Origin of the sequence: Pantoea sp. C8B4, assembly GCF_051336905.1 — a bacterium.
GTDB lineage: Bacteria > Pseudomonadota > Gammaproteobacteria > Enterobacterales > Enterobacteriaceae > Pantoea > Pantoea rwandensis_B.
Genome location: NZ_JBGMNK010000005.1, coordinates 60,205 through 76,161 on the forward strand (window position 1 = coordinate 60,205; position 15,957 = coordinate 76,161).

General features: G+C 53.1%; 15 protein-coding genes and 1 tRNA gene. 11 read left to right on the forward strand and 5 right to left on the reverse strand.

Features of this window, described 5'->3' with window-relative positions:
- The first annotated feature begins 8 nt into the window (after positions 1-8).
- The 9 genes from livM (at position 9) to ACCW76_RS08210 (ending at position 9,246) form a co-directional block, all read left to right on the forward strand.
- Positions 9-1,292: a high-affinity branched-chain amino acid ABC transporter permease LivM gene (gene livM, locus ACCW76_RS08170; protein ID WP_436338268.1), complete on the forward strand. Its 1,284-nt coding sequence runs from the start codon at positions 9-11 to the stop codon at positions 1,290-1,292.
- Positions 1,285-2,160, forward strand: coding sequence for an ATP-binding cassette domain-containing protein (locus ACCW76_RS08175; RefSeq protein ID WP_045832247.1), 876 nt, complete (start codon positions 1,285-1,287; stop codon positions 2,158-2,160). Before livM ends, ACCW76_RS08175 begins: the two co-directional genes overlap by 8 nt.
- Entirely contained in the window at positions 2,153-2,902 is a 750-nt protein-coding gene (locus ACCW76_RS08180) for an ABC transporter ATP-binding protein (protein WP_166932178.1), read from the forward strand. The genes ACCW76_RS08175 and ACCW76_RS08180 overlap by 8 nt, the downstream gene beginning before the upstream one ends.
- Before the next feature lie 120 nt (positions 2,903-3,022).
- Positions 3,023-4,435 (forward strand): EmmdR/YeeO family multidrug/toxin efflux MATE transporter, encoded by a 1,413-nt coding sequence (locus tag ACCW76_RS08185; RefSeq protein WP_034824533.1) that lies wholly within the window; start codon positions 3,023-3,025, stop codon positions 4,433-4,435.
- A gap of 135 nt (positions 4,436-4,570) precedes the next feature.
- The gene (locus tag ACCW76_RS08190) at positions 4,571-4,738 is read left to right on the forward strand and encodes a hypothetical protein (RefSeq protein WP_167540446.1); all 168 of its coding nucleotides are present in this window, start codon (positions 4,571-4,573) and stop codon (positions 4,736-4,738) included.
- A gap of 359 nt (positions 4,739-5,097) precedes the next feature.
- Positions 5,098-7,377: a catecholate siderophore receptor Fiu gene (locus tag ACCW76_RS08195; RefSeq protein ID WP_436338270.1), complete on the forward strand. Its 2,280-nt coding sequence runs from the start codon at positions 5,098-5,100 to the stop codon at positions 7,375-7,377.
- A gap of 47 nt (positions 7,378-7,424) precedes the next feature.
- On the forward strand, positions 7,425-8,102 hold the full coding sequence (gene ybiX, locus ACCW76_RS08200; protein ID WP_038646295.1) for a PKHD-type hydroxylase YbiX: 678 nt from the start codon (positions 7,425-7,427) through the stop codon (positions 8,100-8,102).
- A gap of 553 nt (positions 8,103-8,655) precedes the next feature.
- Positions 8,656-8,913 carry an AbrB/MazE/SpoVT family DNA-binding domain-containing protein gene (locus tag ACCW76_RS08205; RefSeq protein WP_045815147.1) on the forward strand — a complete coding sequence of 86 codons (258 nt, stop codon included), beginning with the start codon at positions 8,656-8,658 and terminating at the stop codon, positions 8,911-8,913.
- Positions 8,914-9,246 carry a type II toxin-antitoxin system PemK/MazF family toxin gene (locus ACCW76_RS08210; RefSeq protein WP_436338272.1) on the forward strand — a complete coding sequence of 111 codons (333 nt, stop codon included), beginning with the start codon at positions 8,914-8,916 and terminating at the stop codon, positions 9,244-9,246.
- A gap of 62 nt (positions 9,247-9,308) precedes the next feature.
- On the opposite strand, the gene ACCW76_RS08215 is transcribed toward ACCW76_RS08210, so the two are convergent.
- The 3 genes from ACCW76_RS08215 to ACCW76_RS08225 all read right to left on the reverse strand — a co-directional run bounded on the left by ACCW76_RS08215 (position 9,309) and on the right by ACCW76_RS08225 (position 11,106).
- Positions 9,309-9,384: transfer RNA gene (locus ACCW76_RS08215), tRNA-Asn, on the reverse strand.
- A 103-nt stretch (positions 9,385-9,487) separates the two neighbouring features.
- Positions 9,488-10,255, reverse strand: coding sequence for a DgsA anti-repressor MtfA (gene mtfA, locus ACCW76_RS08220; protein ID WP_436338274.1), 768 nt, complete (start codon positions 10,253-10,255; stop codon positions 9,488-9,490).
- Positions 10,256-10,425: 170 nt separating this feature from the next.
- A complete protein-coding gene (locus ACCW76_RS08225) occupies positions 10,426-11,106 on the reverse strand; it encodes a hypothetical protein (protein WP_038646300.1) in 681 nt (226 codons plus the stop codon).
- Positions 11,107-11,696: 590 nt separating this feature from the next.
- On the opposite strand from ACCW76_RS08225, the gene ACCW76_RS08230 reads away from it, so the two are divergent.
- Together ACCW76_RS08230 and ACCW76_RS08235 are read left to right on the forward strand one after the other, a co-directional pair.
- Entirely contained in the window at positions 11,697-12,395 is a 699-nt protein-coding gene (locus ACCW76_RS08230; RefSeq protein ID WP_436338276.1) for a phosphohydrolase, read from the forward strand.
- Between the two features lie 76 nt (positions 12,396-12,471).
- Complete coding sequence (locus ACCW76_RS08235) at positions 12,472-12,720, forward strand: hypothetical protein (protein ID WP_034824521.1); 249 nt, start codon at positions 12,472-12,474, stop codon at positions 12,718-12,720.
- A gap of 47 nt (positions 12,721-12,767) precedes the next feature.
- Here ACCW76_RS08235 and ACCW76_RS08240 read toward each other — a convergent pair whose 3' ends face one another.
- Together ACCW76_RS08240 and dcm are read right to left on the reverse strand one after the other, a co-directional pair.
- On the reverse strand, positions 12,768-14,369 hold the full coding sequence (locus tag ACCW76_RS08240; protein WP_436338278.1) for a methyl-accepting chemotaxis protein: 1,602 nt from the start codon (positions 14,367-14,369) through the stop codon (positions 12,768-12,770).
- 122 nt (positions 14,370-14,491) lie between these two features.
- Complete coding sequence (gene dcm, locus ACCW76_RS08245; protein ID WP_436338279.1) at positions 14,492-15,892, reverse strand: DNA (cytosine-5-)-methyltransferase; 1,401 nt, start codon at positions 15,890-15,892, stop codon at positions 14,492-14,494.
- Between the last annotated feature and the right edge of the window lie 65 nt (positions 15,893-15,957).

Here is a 15,957-nt window from a genome sequence, read left to right on the forward strand (position 1 = left end):
AAGCCACGATGAATGCAATGACGCAAAAAGCGGGCGTGCGTGAAGCATTGCTCGACACGCTGCTGGCGGGAGTAATTGCGCTGGTGGTGTTTGGTCCGATTGTGGGTGTGGTGCTGGATGGTTACAGCTTCAAACTGTCGCCGCAACGTGTGGCGCTGTTGGTGGGACTGGTGATGGCAGGGCGCTTAATGCTCAGCCTGTTCAGCAGTACGCCTTATGGTCAACGCTTTACACGCAAGTTTGAAGGCAATGATGATGGTGTATATGTCCGCGAGCCGGGTTATCGCTCGCGGATGCGCTGGATATTGCCGCTGATACTGATTGCTGCACTGGCCTTTCCTTTTCTCTCCAGTAAATACCTGCTAACGGTCGCTATTCTGGGGCTGATTTATGTGCTGCTGGGGCTAGGGCTCAATATTGTGGTGGGGTTGGCCGGATTACTCGATTTGGGTTATGTCGCATTTTATGCCATCGGCGCTTATGGCCTGGCACTGGGCTACGAGTATCTCGGCCTGGGGTTCTGGAGTATGTTGCCGATCGCGGCATTAATGGCGGCGTTTGCCGGAGCGTTGCTGGGGTTTCCGGTGCTGCGCATGCATGGTGACTATCTGGCGATTGTGACCCTCGGCTTTGGTGAAATCATCCGTCTGGTCTTAACCAACTGGTTGTCATTTACCGGCGGCCCCAATGGCGTATCGGTGCCTTCACCGACATTTTTTGGCCTCGAATTTGCTCGCCGGGCGCGGGACGGGGGTGTGCCTTATCACGAGTTTCTGCATCTCGATTACAACCCCAATATGAAATTCATCTTCATTTATGTGGTGCTGGTACTCGTGGTGCTGCTGGTGCTGTTGATCAAGCATCGGTTAACGCGCATGCCCATTGGCCGCGCCTGGGAAGCATTGCGGGAAGATGAAATTGCCTGCCGCGCCATGGGGCTTAATCATGTACTGGTCAAACTCTCCGCCTTTATGTTGGGTGCCTCGACAGCCGGGATTGCCGGGGTGTTTTTCGCCAGCTATCAGGGGTTCGTCAATCCCACTTCCTTTACTTTCTTCGAATCGGCGTTAATCCTGGCGATTGTAGTTCTGGGGGGGATGGGCTCGACACTCGGCGTGGTGCTTGCCGCCTTTGTGCTGACGGTCGCGCCGGAACTGCTGCGTAGTTTTGCCGAATATCGCGTGCTGCTGTTTGGCATGCTGATGGTGTTAATGATGATTTGGCGACCACGCGGATTGGTTCGTACCGCGCGTGTGGGTGTTCCGCTGCGGAAAGGAGTGCGCCATGAGTGATGCCATTCTACAAGTTGATCACTTAATGATGCGCTTTGGCGGCATCAAAGCCCTGAACGATGTCAGCCTTTCTGTGGCGCGCGGTTCGGTTACCTCATTAATCGGTCCGAACGGGGCGGGAAAAACCACGGTGTTCAACTGCCTGACCGGGTTTTATCGCGCCACCGGCGGGCGCATCATACTCAATGCCCACCAGCGCAGTACCGACGTGATTCAGGTACTGGGGCAAAAAATTCACCCGCAGGACTGGCTTCATCCGGCACGGTTGGGATCGCGTGTTTGGTACAAAATGTTTGGCGGCGCGCATCTGGTTAACCGTGCTGGACTGGCGCGGACGTTCCAGAACATCCGCTTGTTTCGTGAAATGTCGGTGGTAGAGAACCTGCTGGTGGCGCAGCACATGCAGGTCAATCGTCAACTGCTAGCCGGTGTATTGAATACCCGTGGTTATCGCGAAGCGGAAAACCGCGCGTTAGACCGCGCGTTCTACTGGCTGGAAAATGTGGATTTGGTCTCCAGTGCCAATCGACTGGCTGGCACGCTCTCGTATGGTCAGCAGCGCCGACTGGAGATTGCGCGCGCCATGTGTACGCGACCGGAACTCATTTGCCTGGACGAGCCCGCAGCGGGACTCAATCCCGTTGAAACCGATGCGCTGAGTCAGATATTGCATCGCTTACGCGCCGATCACCGTATCAGCGTGTTGCTGATTGAGCACGACATGCCGATGGTCATGCGCATCTCCGATCACATTGTGGTACTGGATCATGGCGATGTCATTGCACAGGGGACGCCGCAGCAAATTCGCCACGATCCCAACGTTATCGCCGCTTATCTCGGCGCAGATGAGGAGAGCGACCATGACTGAACCGATGTTAAGTTTTGAACAGGTGGACGTATTTTATGGTCCGGTTCAGGCGCTCAGACAGGTTTCCCTGACGGTGAACCAGGGGGAAACGGTGGCACTGATCGGTGCTAACGGCGCGGGAAAATCTACGCTGCTGATGTCGATTTTTGGCCAGCCGCGCATTGCCAGTGGTGACATTCGCTTACGCGGCGAGTCGATCAGCCATCGCAGCACCCATTTTATCGCCGCCAGCGGCATTGCGCAGGCGCCCGAAGGCCGCCGCATCTTTCCCGATATGACGGTGGAGGAGAACCTGCTGATGGGCACGATTGCGGTGGGCGACCGCTTTGTGAAAGAGGACAAGGAGCGGATGTACCAGCTGTTCCCACGTCTGCTCGAACGCCGCAAACAGCGTGCGATGACGCTTTCCGGGGGGGAGCAGCAGATGCTGGCGATTGCGCGTGCGCTGATGAGCCGCCCTAAATTGTTACTGCTGGATGAACCGAGTCTCGGACTGGCGCCGATTGTGGTGAAGCAGATCTTCAGCATCCTGCGTGAATTGACTCAGCAGGGCATGACGCTGTTCCTGGTAGAACAAAATGCCCGTCATGCACTGCGACTGGCCGATCGCGGTTATGTGATGGTCAACGGAGAGATAAAACTGAGCGGCAGTGGGGAAGAACTCCTAAATAACGATGAGGTGCGCAGCGCTTATCTCGGTGGTGCAGCGGATCCTGCGGTGGTGGCGACAAAAAGTTTGTAATAATGATTAAATGGTGATGGGAAACACTTTGCATATTTCTCAGTGGCCTATCATCATTATTACTCATCTTCCTCTCCAAAGTGATTTGGTACTCCCTTGCAAAATCCTGGCGTAGCAGTGATGCGGGCGGTCAGAAATACGGCGTGGTATCCGAAACGTCGCTCTTATCGCACGCTGTTGTGGCGTGAAATTACCCCGTTAGCCGTGCCCATCTTTATTGAAAACCTGTGCGTGATGCTGATGGGCGTCCTGAGTACTTTCCTCGTGAGCTGGCTGGGGAAAGAGGCGATGGCGGGCGTGGGTCTGGCCGACAGCTTCAACATGGTGATTATCTCCTTCTTTGCGGCGATTGATCTCGGCACTACGGTGGTGGTGGCTTTTAGCCTCGCCAAGCGCAACGGCAAACGTGCGCGCGCAGCTACGCGGCAGTCGCTAGGCTTGATGACGGTGCTGGCATTCGTGCTGGTGATTGTGATTGAGATCTGGGGGCATCTGATTATCGATGTTATTGCGGGCAGCGCGGAACCCAAGGTGAAGGAACTGGCGCTGAGCTACCTGCAAACGTCGGCGTGGAGCTATCCGGCCGCGGCGATCGCCCTGATCGGTAGCGGTTCGCTGCGCGGAGCGGGAAACACCAAAATTCCGATGCTGATTAATGGCGGCATGAATATCCTTAACATCGTGATCAGTAGCGTACTGATTTATGGTGCGATGGGGTGGGAAGGGATGGGCTTTGTCGGGGCCGGGTTGGGATTAACCATCTCACGCTATATCGGCGCGGCGGCCGCCATTTATGTGCTGTATCGTGGCATTACGCCGGCATTAAGAATCAGTATCGCCAGCTATTTCCGTCGCTGGGATCGCAACATCCTGATGGAAGTACTGGGGATTGGGGTGCCGGCCAGTATTGAGTCGGTGCTGTTTAACGGCGGTAAATTGCTGACGCAGATTTTTGTGGCAGGTATGGGCACCAATGAAATCGCCGGTAACTTTATCGCCTTCTCGATTGCCACTTTAATTAACCTTCCGGGCAACGCCCTCGGTTCGGCTTCCACCATCATTACCGGTAAGCGGCTGGGTAAAAATCAGGTGATGCAGGCGGAAAGGCAGATAAAACATGTGTTCTGGCTGGCGATGATTGGGCTGTGCACACTGGCATTGATCACCGTACCACTGGCGGGCACGCTGGCTAAATTTTACACCCGCGATCCCGAAGTTATCGAAGTCACCAAACACCTCATCTGGCTCAATGCGGCCTTTATGCCAATCTGGACCGCATCCTGGGTGCTGCCTGCTGGTTTGAAAGGCGCGCGCGATGCGCGTTACACCATGTACGTGTCGATGTTCAGCATGTGGGGGGCGCGCGTAGTTGCCGGCTACGTGCTGGGGATCATGCTCGGTATGGGTGTGGTCGGGGTGTGGCTGGGTATGTTCCTCGATTGGACGGTGCGCGGTGTGTTCTTCTGGTTCCGTTTGACCAGTGGCAAGTGGCTTAACAATTATCGACGCATGCTGGCCAAGAGCCGGGCATAACCTGCATGGCCGCCGCAGTAGAAGGCGGCCATGAATATATGCATTAATTGGGATTCCAACGCATATCTAATCGTTTTGGTTATAAAGCAAGTTACGCTTTACTGTCAGGGTCAACCATTACTGGAGAACCTGACGATGAAAACGATGCTGTCACAGTGGTTCCATCGCCTGATCAACGCCACATCGACACCCGCTGAAGAGCGTGAATTCGATCTCAGCAATCATATTGATCTGCTGATCCCGGTCAGCCAGCTTTATGGCATTGAATTCCACCCGTCGGTTTATCGCTACTATGAGCGATGAACGTCTGCATCACGCTATGCGTTACAGTTACTGGAATGAACTGTGCGCGCTGCTTAAAAACCCGCTGCCCTGTCCAGCGGGTTTTTTGTGCCTGAAAGACAGCCCTTCCTGACGACTTCTTGAGCAAACCCTGACGAAACTCTCCTGCTGGCACTGATTGTATTAATTATGTAAGGCCACCGTAAAGAAATGTATTCCCAAGCCGCTGCGCTCATGCAAGAATAAAAAAGTAAATGATAACCATTGGCGTTATCATTTAGGTGTTGCATCCCGAGGCAGTGGACGTCAGGGCAGGTTACATGCGCTGATTTGCCGGATGCGATGAGCCCGTCAATAACGATAAGAAATTTACCTTTTAAATGGATAACAATCGCAATTTGCCGTTTGGCAGTTTCAATTCGCTGACCCTGTTCACCGGGCTATGTATTGGTATTTCACCTGCTGCCGCTCTGGCCGCTGATAATGCCAACAAAAAAACAGACGATACTCTCGTGGTGACGGCGCAAACGCCTTCACTTTATGCGCCTAATATATCTGCCGATCCCAAATTCACGCGCCCGCTGGTGGATACCACCCGCACCATGACGGTGATTCCTGATCAGGTAATTAAAGATCAAGGCGTCAATAACCTTACCGATGCACTGAAAAATGTGCCAGGTGTGGGGGCGTTTTATGCCGGGGAAAATGGCAGTTCTTCGACCGGTGATGCCGTGTATATGCGTGGCATGGATACGTCGAACAGCATCTATGTGGATGGTATTCGTGATATTGGTAGCGTGACACGCGATACCTTTAATACTCAGCAGATTGAGGTGATTAAAGGGCCGTCTGGCACCGATTACGGTCGCAGCGCGCCGTCGGGTTCAATCAACATGATCAGTAAGCAGCCGCGTCTGGACACGGGCCTGGATGCATCGGTCAGTGTCGGTAGTGCGTGGATGCGCCGCGGTACGCTGGACTATAACCAGGCTATCAACGACAACAGCGCGTTTCGCCTCAATCTGATGGGCGAGAAAACCCACGATGCCGCACGCGATAATGTACAAAATGAGCGTTATGGTGTCGCGCCTTCACTGGCATTGGGTCTGGATACGTCAACACGTTTATACCTGAACTATCTGCATGTACATCAGAACAATACGCCAGATGGTGGCATCCCAACCATTGGCCTGCCAGGATACGCTTCGCCGACGGCAGCCACTTCTGCACTCAACCATTCTGGCAAAGTGGCGACCAGCAATTATTACGGCACCGATTCCGATTTCGATAAATCCACCACGGATAGCGGCACCGTTCGCTTCGAGCACGATCTCAGCGACAGCACCACGATTCGTAACACCACACGCTGGTCGCGCGTGAAGCAGGAATATCTGCTGACCGCGGTAATGGGCAGCACCATTACCACGCCAAATCCTAATGATGTTGGCACCTGGACCTGGACGCGCAACGCAAACCTGAAAGATGTCAGTAACCGCATCCTTACCAACCAGACCAATATTACCTCGAAATTCTATACCGGTTCAGTGGGACATGATGTCAGTGCTGGCGTGGAATTCACGCGTGAAAACCAGACCAACTACGGCGTCAACGCCATTACTGCGCCTGCGGTTAACATCTACCATCCGATCAGCAGCATTTCTGTGGGAGGGCTGGATCGCAACGGCGCCAATGCCAACGGGCAGACCGATACCACCGGAATTTATGCCTTCGATACGCTGGCTATGACCAAAAACTTCGAGCTCAACGGCGGCATTCGTCTTGATAGCTATCACACCGATTATGACAGTGCCACGGCGTGTGGCGGCAGCGGGCGCGGTGCACTGGCGTGTCCGACGGGCATCGCACGCGGCACGCCGCTCACCACCGTTGATACGGCCAAGTCTGGCAATCTGGTGAACTGGAAAGCGGGTGCGCTCTATCGCCTGACCGAGCAGGGCAATGTTTACGTCAACTATGCTATTTCTCAGCAGCCTCCGGGCGGTAGCAGCTTTGCGCTGGCGGCAGGTGGCGCCGGCAATAGTGCTAACCGCACTGATTTCAAACCGCAAAAAGCCAAATCAAGCGAAGTGGGAACCAAATGGCAGGTGCTGGATAAACGCCTGTTGTTGAATGCTGCACTGTTCCGTACCGATATCGAGAATGAAGTGGACGCCAACGACGACGGCACTTATTCGCAAGCCGGTAAAAAACGCGTGGAGGGCTATGAGCTTTCAGCGACCGGCAACATCACCCCAGATTGGGAAGTGATCGCTGGTTACACCCAGCAGCACGCGTCGGTGAAAGAGGGCGCAGCGGTTGCTCAGGATGGCTCCTCTGCTATCGCTTATACACCGAAACACGCCTTCACCTTGTGGACGCAATATCAGGCCACTGATGCGATTTCTGTTGGGGCGGGTGCGCGTTACGTAGGCAGCCTGCGTCGCGGCAGCGATGGTGCGGTAGGCACGCCAGACCATACAGAAGGTTATTGGGTGGCCGATGCGAAGCTGGGCTACAAGGTTAATAACAACCTCGATCTGCAGCTCAACGCGTACAATATTTTCGATACCGACTATGTGGCTTCCATCAATAAGAGTGGTTACCGCTACCATCCGGGTGAGCCGCGTACCTTCCTGTTAACGGCAAACGTGCACTTCTAAGATTCAACGTGGGGCGTTCGCGCCCCTATTTATGAGAGAACACCGCGATGATGTATCACATTCCTGCAGTGCTGACGCCAGAAGACGTGGCGAATTTCAGTTCGCTGCTGCAACAGGCCGAATGGATTGACGGACGCGCCACGGTGGGCAGTCAGGGCGCCACGGTAAAAAATAATCAGCAGATTGATACGCGTACGCCGCTTTATGATCGGTTGCAAACCGCAGTGATGCAGGCTTTAAACAACAACCCGCTGTTCTTCTCTGCTGCACTACCGCGCTCCATTTCTACACCGCTGTTTAACCGTTACGAACAGGGTGAAACCTACGGTTTTCACGTTGATGGCGCGGTGAGACATAACGGTGCCGCTGGGTGGATGCGTACCGATCTGTCGGCCACACTCTTTCTCAGTGAACCTGACAGTTATGACGGCGGCGAACTGGTGATTGAAGACACCTATGGTCAACATAAGGTGAAATTGCCTGCCGGCCATCTGGTGCTTTACCCTTCGAGCAGTCTGCACTGTGTCACACCGGTGACGCGCGGCGCACGTGTGGCGTCGTTTCTGTGGATTCAGTCGATGGTGCGTGATGATAAGCAACGCGCCATGCTGTTCGAACTGGACCGCAATATCCAAAGCCTCAAAGCGCGTCATGGTGATAGCGATGAGCTGCTGTCCCTGCTGAACATGTATCACAACCTGTTGCGGGGTTGGACGGAAGTGTAACGAATGAGGGGGCTTGCAGAGTGTGACCCTCCCCCGAAATCCTGCTCCATTCAGAAACAGAATTCCGGCATGATATTCACTCCCCTGAGTGGAGGTTGTGCCGATGAAAAAGTCAGCGCTTTTGCGACAGGCAGGTCTTGGTGTCCTCCATGCTGGCTAGTCGGCTCATCCACCACTGGCCTATAGGCGAAAGACTGATTGCTGATGCTCCTCCAAAGCAGCTCCGATCCGGAAGCCGCCTCGCATTTCATTTACCTGAACCGCGATAATCCTTTGAACCACAAAAACAGTTTTCTATTATCGGCCTTCTTTGTTACGCACTAAGCTCACGTCTGTACGAATTGCTTCATGATCTCAAAGAAGCGCCTGATGTATCTGGATGGTTGCCTTTTTGCCGGCAACGTTGCCTTCGAAAACTGCCGGATCTGTCCTTTAATGGATTACGGCTTTTTTCACGCTTTATTACGAAAAGGAAATCGCCATGAATCTGATGAATAATTGTGCACCGCCTGCCGTAGATGTTATATTAAAATATAATATTCGGAGGTGCTCTATGTATACCACTCGCCTGAAAAAGGTCGGCGGATCCATCATGTTGGCGGTTCCTCCCGCCGTGCTAAAAACGCTGGAGCTGTCGACGGACAGCGAAGTCGGCATGACCATTAGTAATGGCTGCCTGATTATTGAACCCCAGAAACGACCTCATTATTCGCTTGAGGAGCTGCTGGCGCAGTGCGATCCGCACGCCGAAATGAGCGAAGAGGATCGGGAATGGATTGATGCGCCTGCGGTGGGCAAGGAGATCCTGTAAATGGACAGAGGAGAAATCTGGCTCGTTTCACTGGATCCGATTGCCGGTCACGAGCAAAGCGGAAAACGTCCGGTGCTTATCGTATCGAAGGCATCGTTTAACAAGCTCACCCGGCTACCCGTTGTAGTTCCCATCACCAGCGGCGGAAACTTTGCTCGCACGGCAGGTTTCACCGTTTCAATGGAAGGGGCAGGGACAAAAACAATTGGCGTTATTCGCTGCGACCAGCCCAGAACCATTGATATGGCTGCCCGGAACGGTAAGCGGCTGGAACGCATACCAGACGATGTGGTGGATGAAGTGCTTGCCAGACTGGATGCTATTTTGAGTTAATAGCCAAGACGCGGAAAAACAAAAAGCCCGCTCAGGTTTCCCTGAGCGGGCTTCTCTAAATATGGCTCCTCTGACTGGACTCGAACCAGTGACATACGGATTAACAGTCCGCCGTTCTACCGACTGAACTACAGAGGAATCGTGTGAACGAGGCGCATATTAATGGCACCTCCTGAATGTGTCAACAGCTAAAAATACATTTGTATTCAACTGGCTAGCAATAGTACAAAGCGATCGCGATTTAATCAGAACCTGCTGAAAGACGCGCCATCGGATCCTGACGATAAAACAGTTGTAAGTGGCGATACATCGCAGGGAAGCGATCCGCCAGTAAATCAGGGGCGCTGAAAAAGTATTCCGATAGCACAGCAAAGCATTCGGCAGGATCGCTGGCAGCGTAGGGATCGATAGTCGCCGCCTGTTCACCGACCAATTCCACTTCCGCCTCTATCTCTTCCATCGCCCGTAGCAAGTCCTTCTCCCATTGGGCGACATCTCGTAAGGCAATAGCGGGAATACCGCTGGTATAGCCGCTGCCGCGTGCATCGAGTTTATGCGCGATTTCATGGATGACGAGGTTGTAGCCGGAAAGGTCGTAAGAGTCCTGAATATCCAGGGCATTTAACACCACCGGACCTTGTGTCCAGCTTTGACCAGCATGCACTGCAGGTGCCTGGTGGACTAAGCCGCTGCTGTCTTCCCAACGGTCGTCAACATTGAAGGGCTCGGGATAAATTAACACTTCATGAAAGCCATCCAGCCACTCCAGACCGAGCTTCAACACGGGCAGGCAAAACAGCAAGGCAAGGCGTGCAAGCTGTCGTTCGTCGAGTTGCAGTCCATTCAACAGCGAGATTTTTTTTTGTTGCAGAAAGCGTTGGGCAAGTGTGGTCAGGACGCTTTGCTCTTCAGTCGTGAGCAGCGAGAAGATCGGTTGCGCCAGCGCCTGTTGCCAGGGAAGTGCCGTGACGGTGGTATCTACCTGCGCATTCCATGGCCATTTGAACATCGCGCGACTCACTCTGCAGGGCGGAAAGGTTTATCCTGGCGCGACAAAAAAGAAAATGCCAGCGCGGAATCAAAGCCGTGTATTCAATCAGTTACTACAGGATTTTTCTGTGATTAAGATGGCAAAGCAGGAAAATTGCCCTCACCCAGGCGGGTGAGGGCTGAAGACAGTTAACTCTCGCGATCAACACGTTGAAACTCGATCACCCATACCCACGGGTTCACTTCCCAACTGGTGGCGCCATACTGCTTCTGCCACGCTTTACGATAGGCTTCTTTCGGCGATTCTGCGTTCATGTTCATCGTGAAGAAGTTATTCAGGAAGTGCGTATCTGTTTGTACGCCTTCAGCCATGATGTCATCTTCACTGATGTCCTGAATCTTTTCAGCACGTACCGAGGTAATCGCCAAATCAATACGGCTGGCCCAGCGCGGCATATGAATCGCCGTTTGCCAGCCAAACTGCTCGGCGTGCTCCACATCGTCATCCAACTGACCCAGCTCATTGCTGTCGGAACGATACTGACAGAAAGCCGGGCTACGGAACGGCAGTGGATCGCGTTCATATTCGGCGAGTTGCTCTTCTGGCACGATGGGGCCGCGCCAGGTTTCACGCACCCACAATCGGTCACCTGCCTGGCCAAACGGGCAGTGAGAGCTGACATCTGCCATCGACATCAATTTATAGCCATGCAAATGGTTGGCGCTAACGTCAAATGCATGCACGCCTTCGTGATGATCCTGGCCTGGGCCAAAAGCCTGGGTTTTCATAATGCGCCGGGTTTGCGTCTGCTGGCCAACCAGCAGGGCGCGGACCCGCTGTTCGGAAAAAAGAATCGGCCGTTCTTTCATTACGTACCTCATGTAGTGTTACTCACCCGGAAAACTTCGACGAATCACCCGCATCAGCAGATGTGAGAGTTAGCATAATGGGTTTGAATCAATTTGCTTAATAATTTGTCGCCTCAGTATCAGGCTATTCCTGCATATTCCGGTTTTAAAAATGGCGCTTAAGCAAAATACATGCTGGAAATGCCTTCTCAGGCGAGAGAAAACCAGAAATATCCCCTATACAGTACGTTATAACGGCCTGCATGGGAATCTTTTCAGATTTTCCCGTGAGCGTTTATCGCTTTTACCTTGTGATAGTTAGCATCATTAACTGGAATAATTCAAAAGCGTGAATACTGTTGATGGTAGAAATAGATTACGCCTGTTTAACAGAGTTATTTAACTGCAATGACGCTAAGGAAATGCCTAAAACGTGATCTCCGCTGGGAAAGCGACATTAACAGCGCTATAACAAGATCGGGATCGCATTTTTACGCTTTGCACATCCAGGAAGGATGTAAAAAAAGTGTCACGACCAGACCGCTATGATGTCCCCAGGAGCAGCACCCTGAATTGGCGGTGCTTTTATAACAGCAATAAGGAGAAGCACGATGTCACTCACCCGCTGGCAACAACGCTACGAGAACTGGCTGCAGCAAAACTGGCTGCACGATGATAAAGCCCATGATATCGCGCACCTGCGTCGTGTCTGGATGAGCGCCACGCGCATCATGCAGCATAGTGCAGCCGATCCTATGGTGGTCCTCACCGCCTGTTACTTCCATGACGTGGTTAACCTTCCCAAAAACCATCCAGAGCGCCATCTGGCTTCCACCTATGCCGCTGAAGAGACACGCCGAATTTTGCAGCAGTACTTTCCAGACTTCCCACAGGAATTGCTCGAGGGTGTCGCCCATGCTGTCCAGGCGCACAGTTTCAGCGCACGCATCACGCCACTGACCTTGGAAGCAAAAATTGTTCAGGATGCCGATCGCCTCGAGTCTTTAGGTGCTATCGGCCTCGCACGTGTTTTCTACACGGCCGGGGCGTTGGGCCGTCCGCTGTTTGACAGTGAAGATCCATTAGGAAAAGAACGTGAATTAGACGATGTGAAATGGACGCTGGACCACTTCCAGAAGAAACTTTTACGCTTGCCCGAAACCATGCAAACCGAAGCGGGGCGCATGCTGGCGGAGCATAATGCGGATTTCCTGGTGCACTATATGGCTAAGCTGTGCGCGGAATTGCAGGGCAATCTCACCAGCATTGATGAGTCTGTATTAAGGGATTTCAGCCCTATACACTCTTAATATTAAATTTTTATGACAGTCTGTTAACTTTCATCTTCTTCCGCTACGTTGTTGTAAATCAAAAGGGAGTATGAAGATGACCGAGACCGTTAACTTAACCATTAAAATTGACCCGGCGCTGAAAGAGCACATCAAACAGTTAGCCGCCGATAACCAAATCTCCATGAGTCAGGAGATCGTTAACCGCCTGCAGGCCAGTTTACATGCGGTTGAGCAACCGGCTGTTGATAGTCTGAATACCGAAGAAGCGGTGGCTGAACAACTCTCCGCGTCTGAGCTGAAGCAGGTACGTGCACTGCTGAAGAAAGGCAAAAAGAAAAAATAAGCGATATACAAAGACCCGTCATTGACGGGTTTTTTTTATCTTTGTACTCAAGCGGCATCGACGCGGAATTGCTGTGCCCGCTGGGCGAGGCGATCAGAGAGTTCACGCAATTGCGTAGCCGAATTGACCTGATGGGCGTTGAGCGCTTCGTTTTGCTGTAGCTGATTACTCATCTCCACCACTTCGTGCGCAATTTTACTGACGCGGTGACTTTGCGCAGTGCTATTTTGCTGCAACTCATCGAGTTGCGTTACGACCCCCGACACCGCGCCGCTGATTTGTGTAAACAACACTTCCAGCGCTTTCACTTTGTCAAAACCATCATTCACATGCTGCTGAGTGTGCTGAATTAAACCATCAATCTGACGCGTTGATTCACCACTCTTTTGCGACAGCAGCCCCATCTCTTTGGCGACAACGGAGAAACTGCGACCGTACGATCCGGCGTGGGCGGATTCAATCGCGGCATTCAACGACAGCAAACGGGTTTGCATCGACAGGCTATCCAGCATGCCGACAATTCCGGCGATATCACCCGAAGCTGTAACGATCTGCTGCATTTTGAGTTCCATATTGTCGACTTCCGTGGCGCAGTTGCGCATCAGGGCATCGGCTGACTGCGCCTCCTGCGTGGCCTGCTGCGAGAACTGCGCACCAATTTCGACCTCTTCAGACACGCGATGTAAACGCTGTGACAAATGGTGGAAGCTGGCATTCTGCGCCTGATGTTGTTGCATGACTTGTTCGTTATGCTGCTGCATATCTTCTGCACCGGCCGCCACGCTGACCGCAACAGTATTAATGTCACTGACAATCTGCTGCAGACCGAAGCGCATCGACTCGATCGACTGAAACAGCTGGCGCGTCTCTAAGCACTGGCGGCGTGGCGTATCATGACTCGGGACTAAATCACCGGTGGCAATCTGCTCCAGCTGCCGGTTGGCACGACGCAGCGGCAACAGCACGCCGCGCATCAACAGACTGGAGGCCAGCACCAGCAGCGCCATCAAAATGGCACTGACGATCAGCGACATGTTGCGACTCTGCTTTAGCGTACTGAGGGTATTTTGATTGACGCTGCTCAACTGATGGTTGGCTTGTTCAATCTCGCTGAACCAGGCATCGTTAAACTGCTGCTGGAATGCCTGCATCGGCACCATAAAGAAGGCATTGATGTCATTGGCCGCTAACCCTTTCAACTGCTCTTGCAAACCTTCCGCTAACATTGCAAAGCCCTGAGCCAGGGGGCTGTCCGCTTTAGCATGGTAGGCGGTGAACAGCGACTGGGCTTTTTTTAACGAATCATCGGAGGCGGCCGCCAGACTTTTCCAGCTATCGACCGAGCCGCTTTGCTGATCCTGCATTAAATAGATACCGGCACGGTGGCTGTTATCACTGGCGGTGAGCAACTCGATACGCGCTTTATCCAACAGGGCCAATCTTTCCCGCAGTTGATTGGCTTGCTGGAGTGAAATTTGCGTCTGATTAACGTGATTACTGAGCAGCAGTACGCCCGCGAACTGCAGTAAACAAAACAGCACGATAAACAGCAAAAACTGGCTGCGCAGGCTGGTCAGCCAAAGCGGCATACGCCAGGTAAGACGAGTACGTAAACGCAGCGGTAACGAGATTACAGAAAGGAGTGACATCTAACGCCCCCAAAAATAAAAAGGAGTATTGGGAGCGGGCGTGACAGTTCGGTGACAGCGGACGCGATTCAGCGCAAAACAGCATAATGCGCGTCCCTAAAGGAAATTATGGCCCTGTGGCGCTAAGTGTTTTGGCTAAGATGTTGTTCGATGAGCGGCAAAAGTAGCTGCGCCACAGCAGCAAAAACCGGCACCACCACGGAGTTGCCAAATTGCTTATAAGCCTGGGTATCCGAGACCGGAATACGGAACTGGCTTTGTCCCGGCGCCTCAAACCCCATCAGTCGGGCGCATTCCCGCGGTGTTAAACGACGCGGACGCTGAGCCATATTGCTGGCGTGCTGGAAATCCGCTTCACCTTGCGCCTGATCCCAGCCGCGATCGATCAGAATTTCTGAACCGTCTTTATAGTAGCGTGCTGACAAGGTGCGTACGCATACGTTGGGATTACGGGGATCGTTAAGACCAAAGCCGAAGCCATTACCTTTGGCCTTGTGCTTTTTGGCGTATTGATAGAGGTAATTCCACAACGTCGGTGACAGGGTGTACTTCGCGTCCGGTGTCGGCTCAAGCAAACTCTGTAACGTGGGTACCTGCTGCGGATAGTGTTGAGAGAGCGCGCGCAGTGAAAAGCCGTCGCTCAATCCGGTGTCACGACGAATACCCACCAGCACAATGCGTTCGCGATGTTGCGGCAGAAAATGGCGTGCATCCACCACTTTTGCATCCGGTGTCGCGCTGTCGGCGGCATCGGCAACGTCGTATCCGAGTTCGTCCAGCGTCGCCATGATGATGGCAAAGGTGCGTCCTTTGTCGTGGCTCTTGAGGTTTTTCACGTTCTCCAATACGAAGAACGGTGGTTTTTTGGCAGCCAAAATCCGCGCCACATCAAAGAACAAGGTGCCTTGTGCTTCACACTCGAAACCGTGTGCACGGCCTAACGCATTTTTTTTGCTGACGCCGGCCAGTGAAAACGGCTGGCAGGGAAAGCCAGCCAGTAGCACCTGATGGTCCGGGATGGTTTGGTCGATGTGCTGATAAATCGCCTGTTCGTCAGCGAGTCCTGCGGGCTGCGTCACCAATCGGATATCGCTGTTGAACTGGTGTCGTTGCGGATCGCTATAGTGATTGGCTTTATACGTGCGTACCGCTTCTTTATTCCATTCACTTGTGAACACGCACTGGCCGCCAATCTGTTCAAAGCCGCGACGAATCCCGCCGATACCGGCAAACAGATCGACAAATTGAAATTTAGGCGCGGCGTAATGTGCAGGGCGCGAAGGCAGTAACGCTTGCAGGCTGCTGACTTCACGGCTGGAAAGCGCAGGCACGCTGCTTTTGCCCTGACGAATGCGATTCAGACGCGGCACGCTCCAGTCGCATCCGCCCGCTTCGGTTAAGGTGTGCACCACATCGCGTGCGGCATAGATATCGAGAACCTGCAATAACAGCGATGTGGCGTCATCCGAAGGGGCAGAAAATGAGGAGGGTGAAACCGTCGCGGCGGGATCGATAGCAAGCATGCGTTTTTCCTTAACAGTGAAGCCGCTATGCTATCACTCCTCGCGCCTTCACACACTTGTTGCGC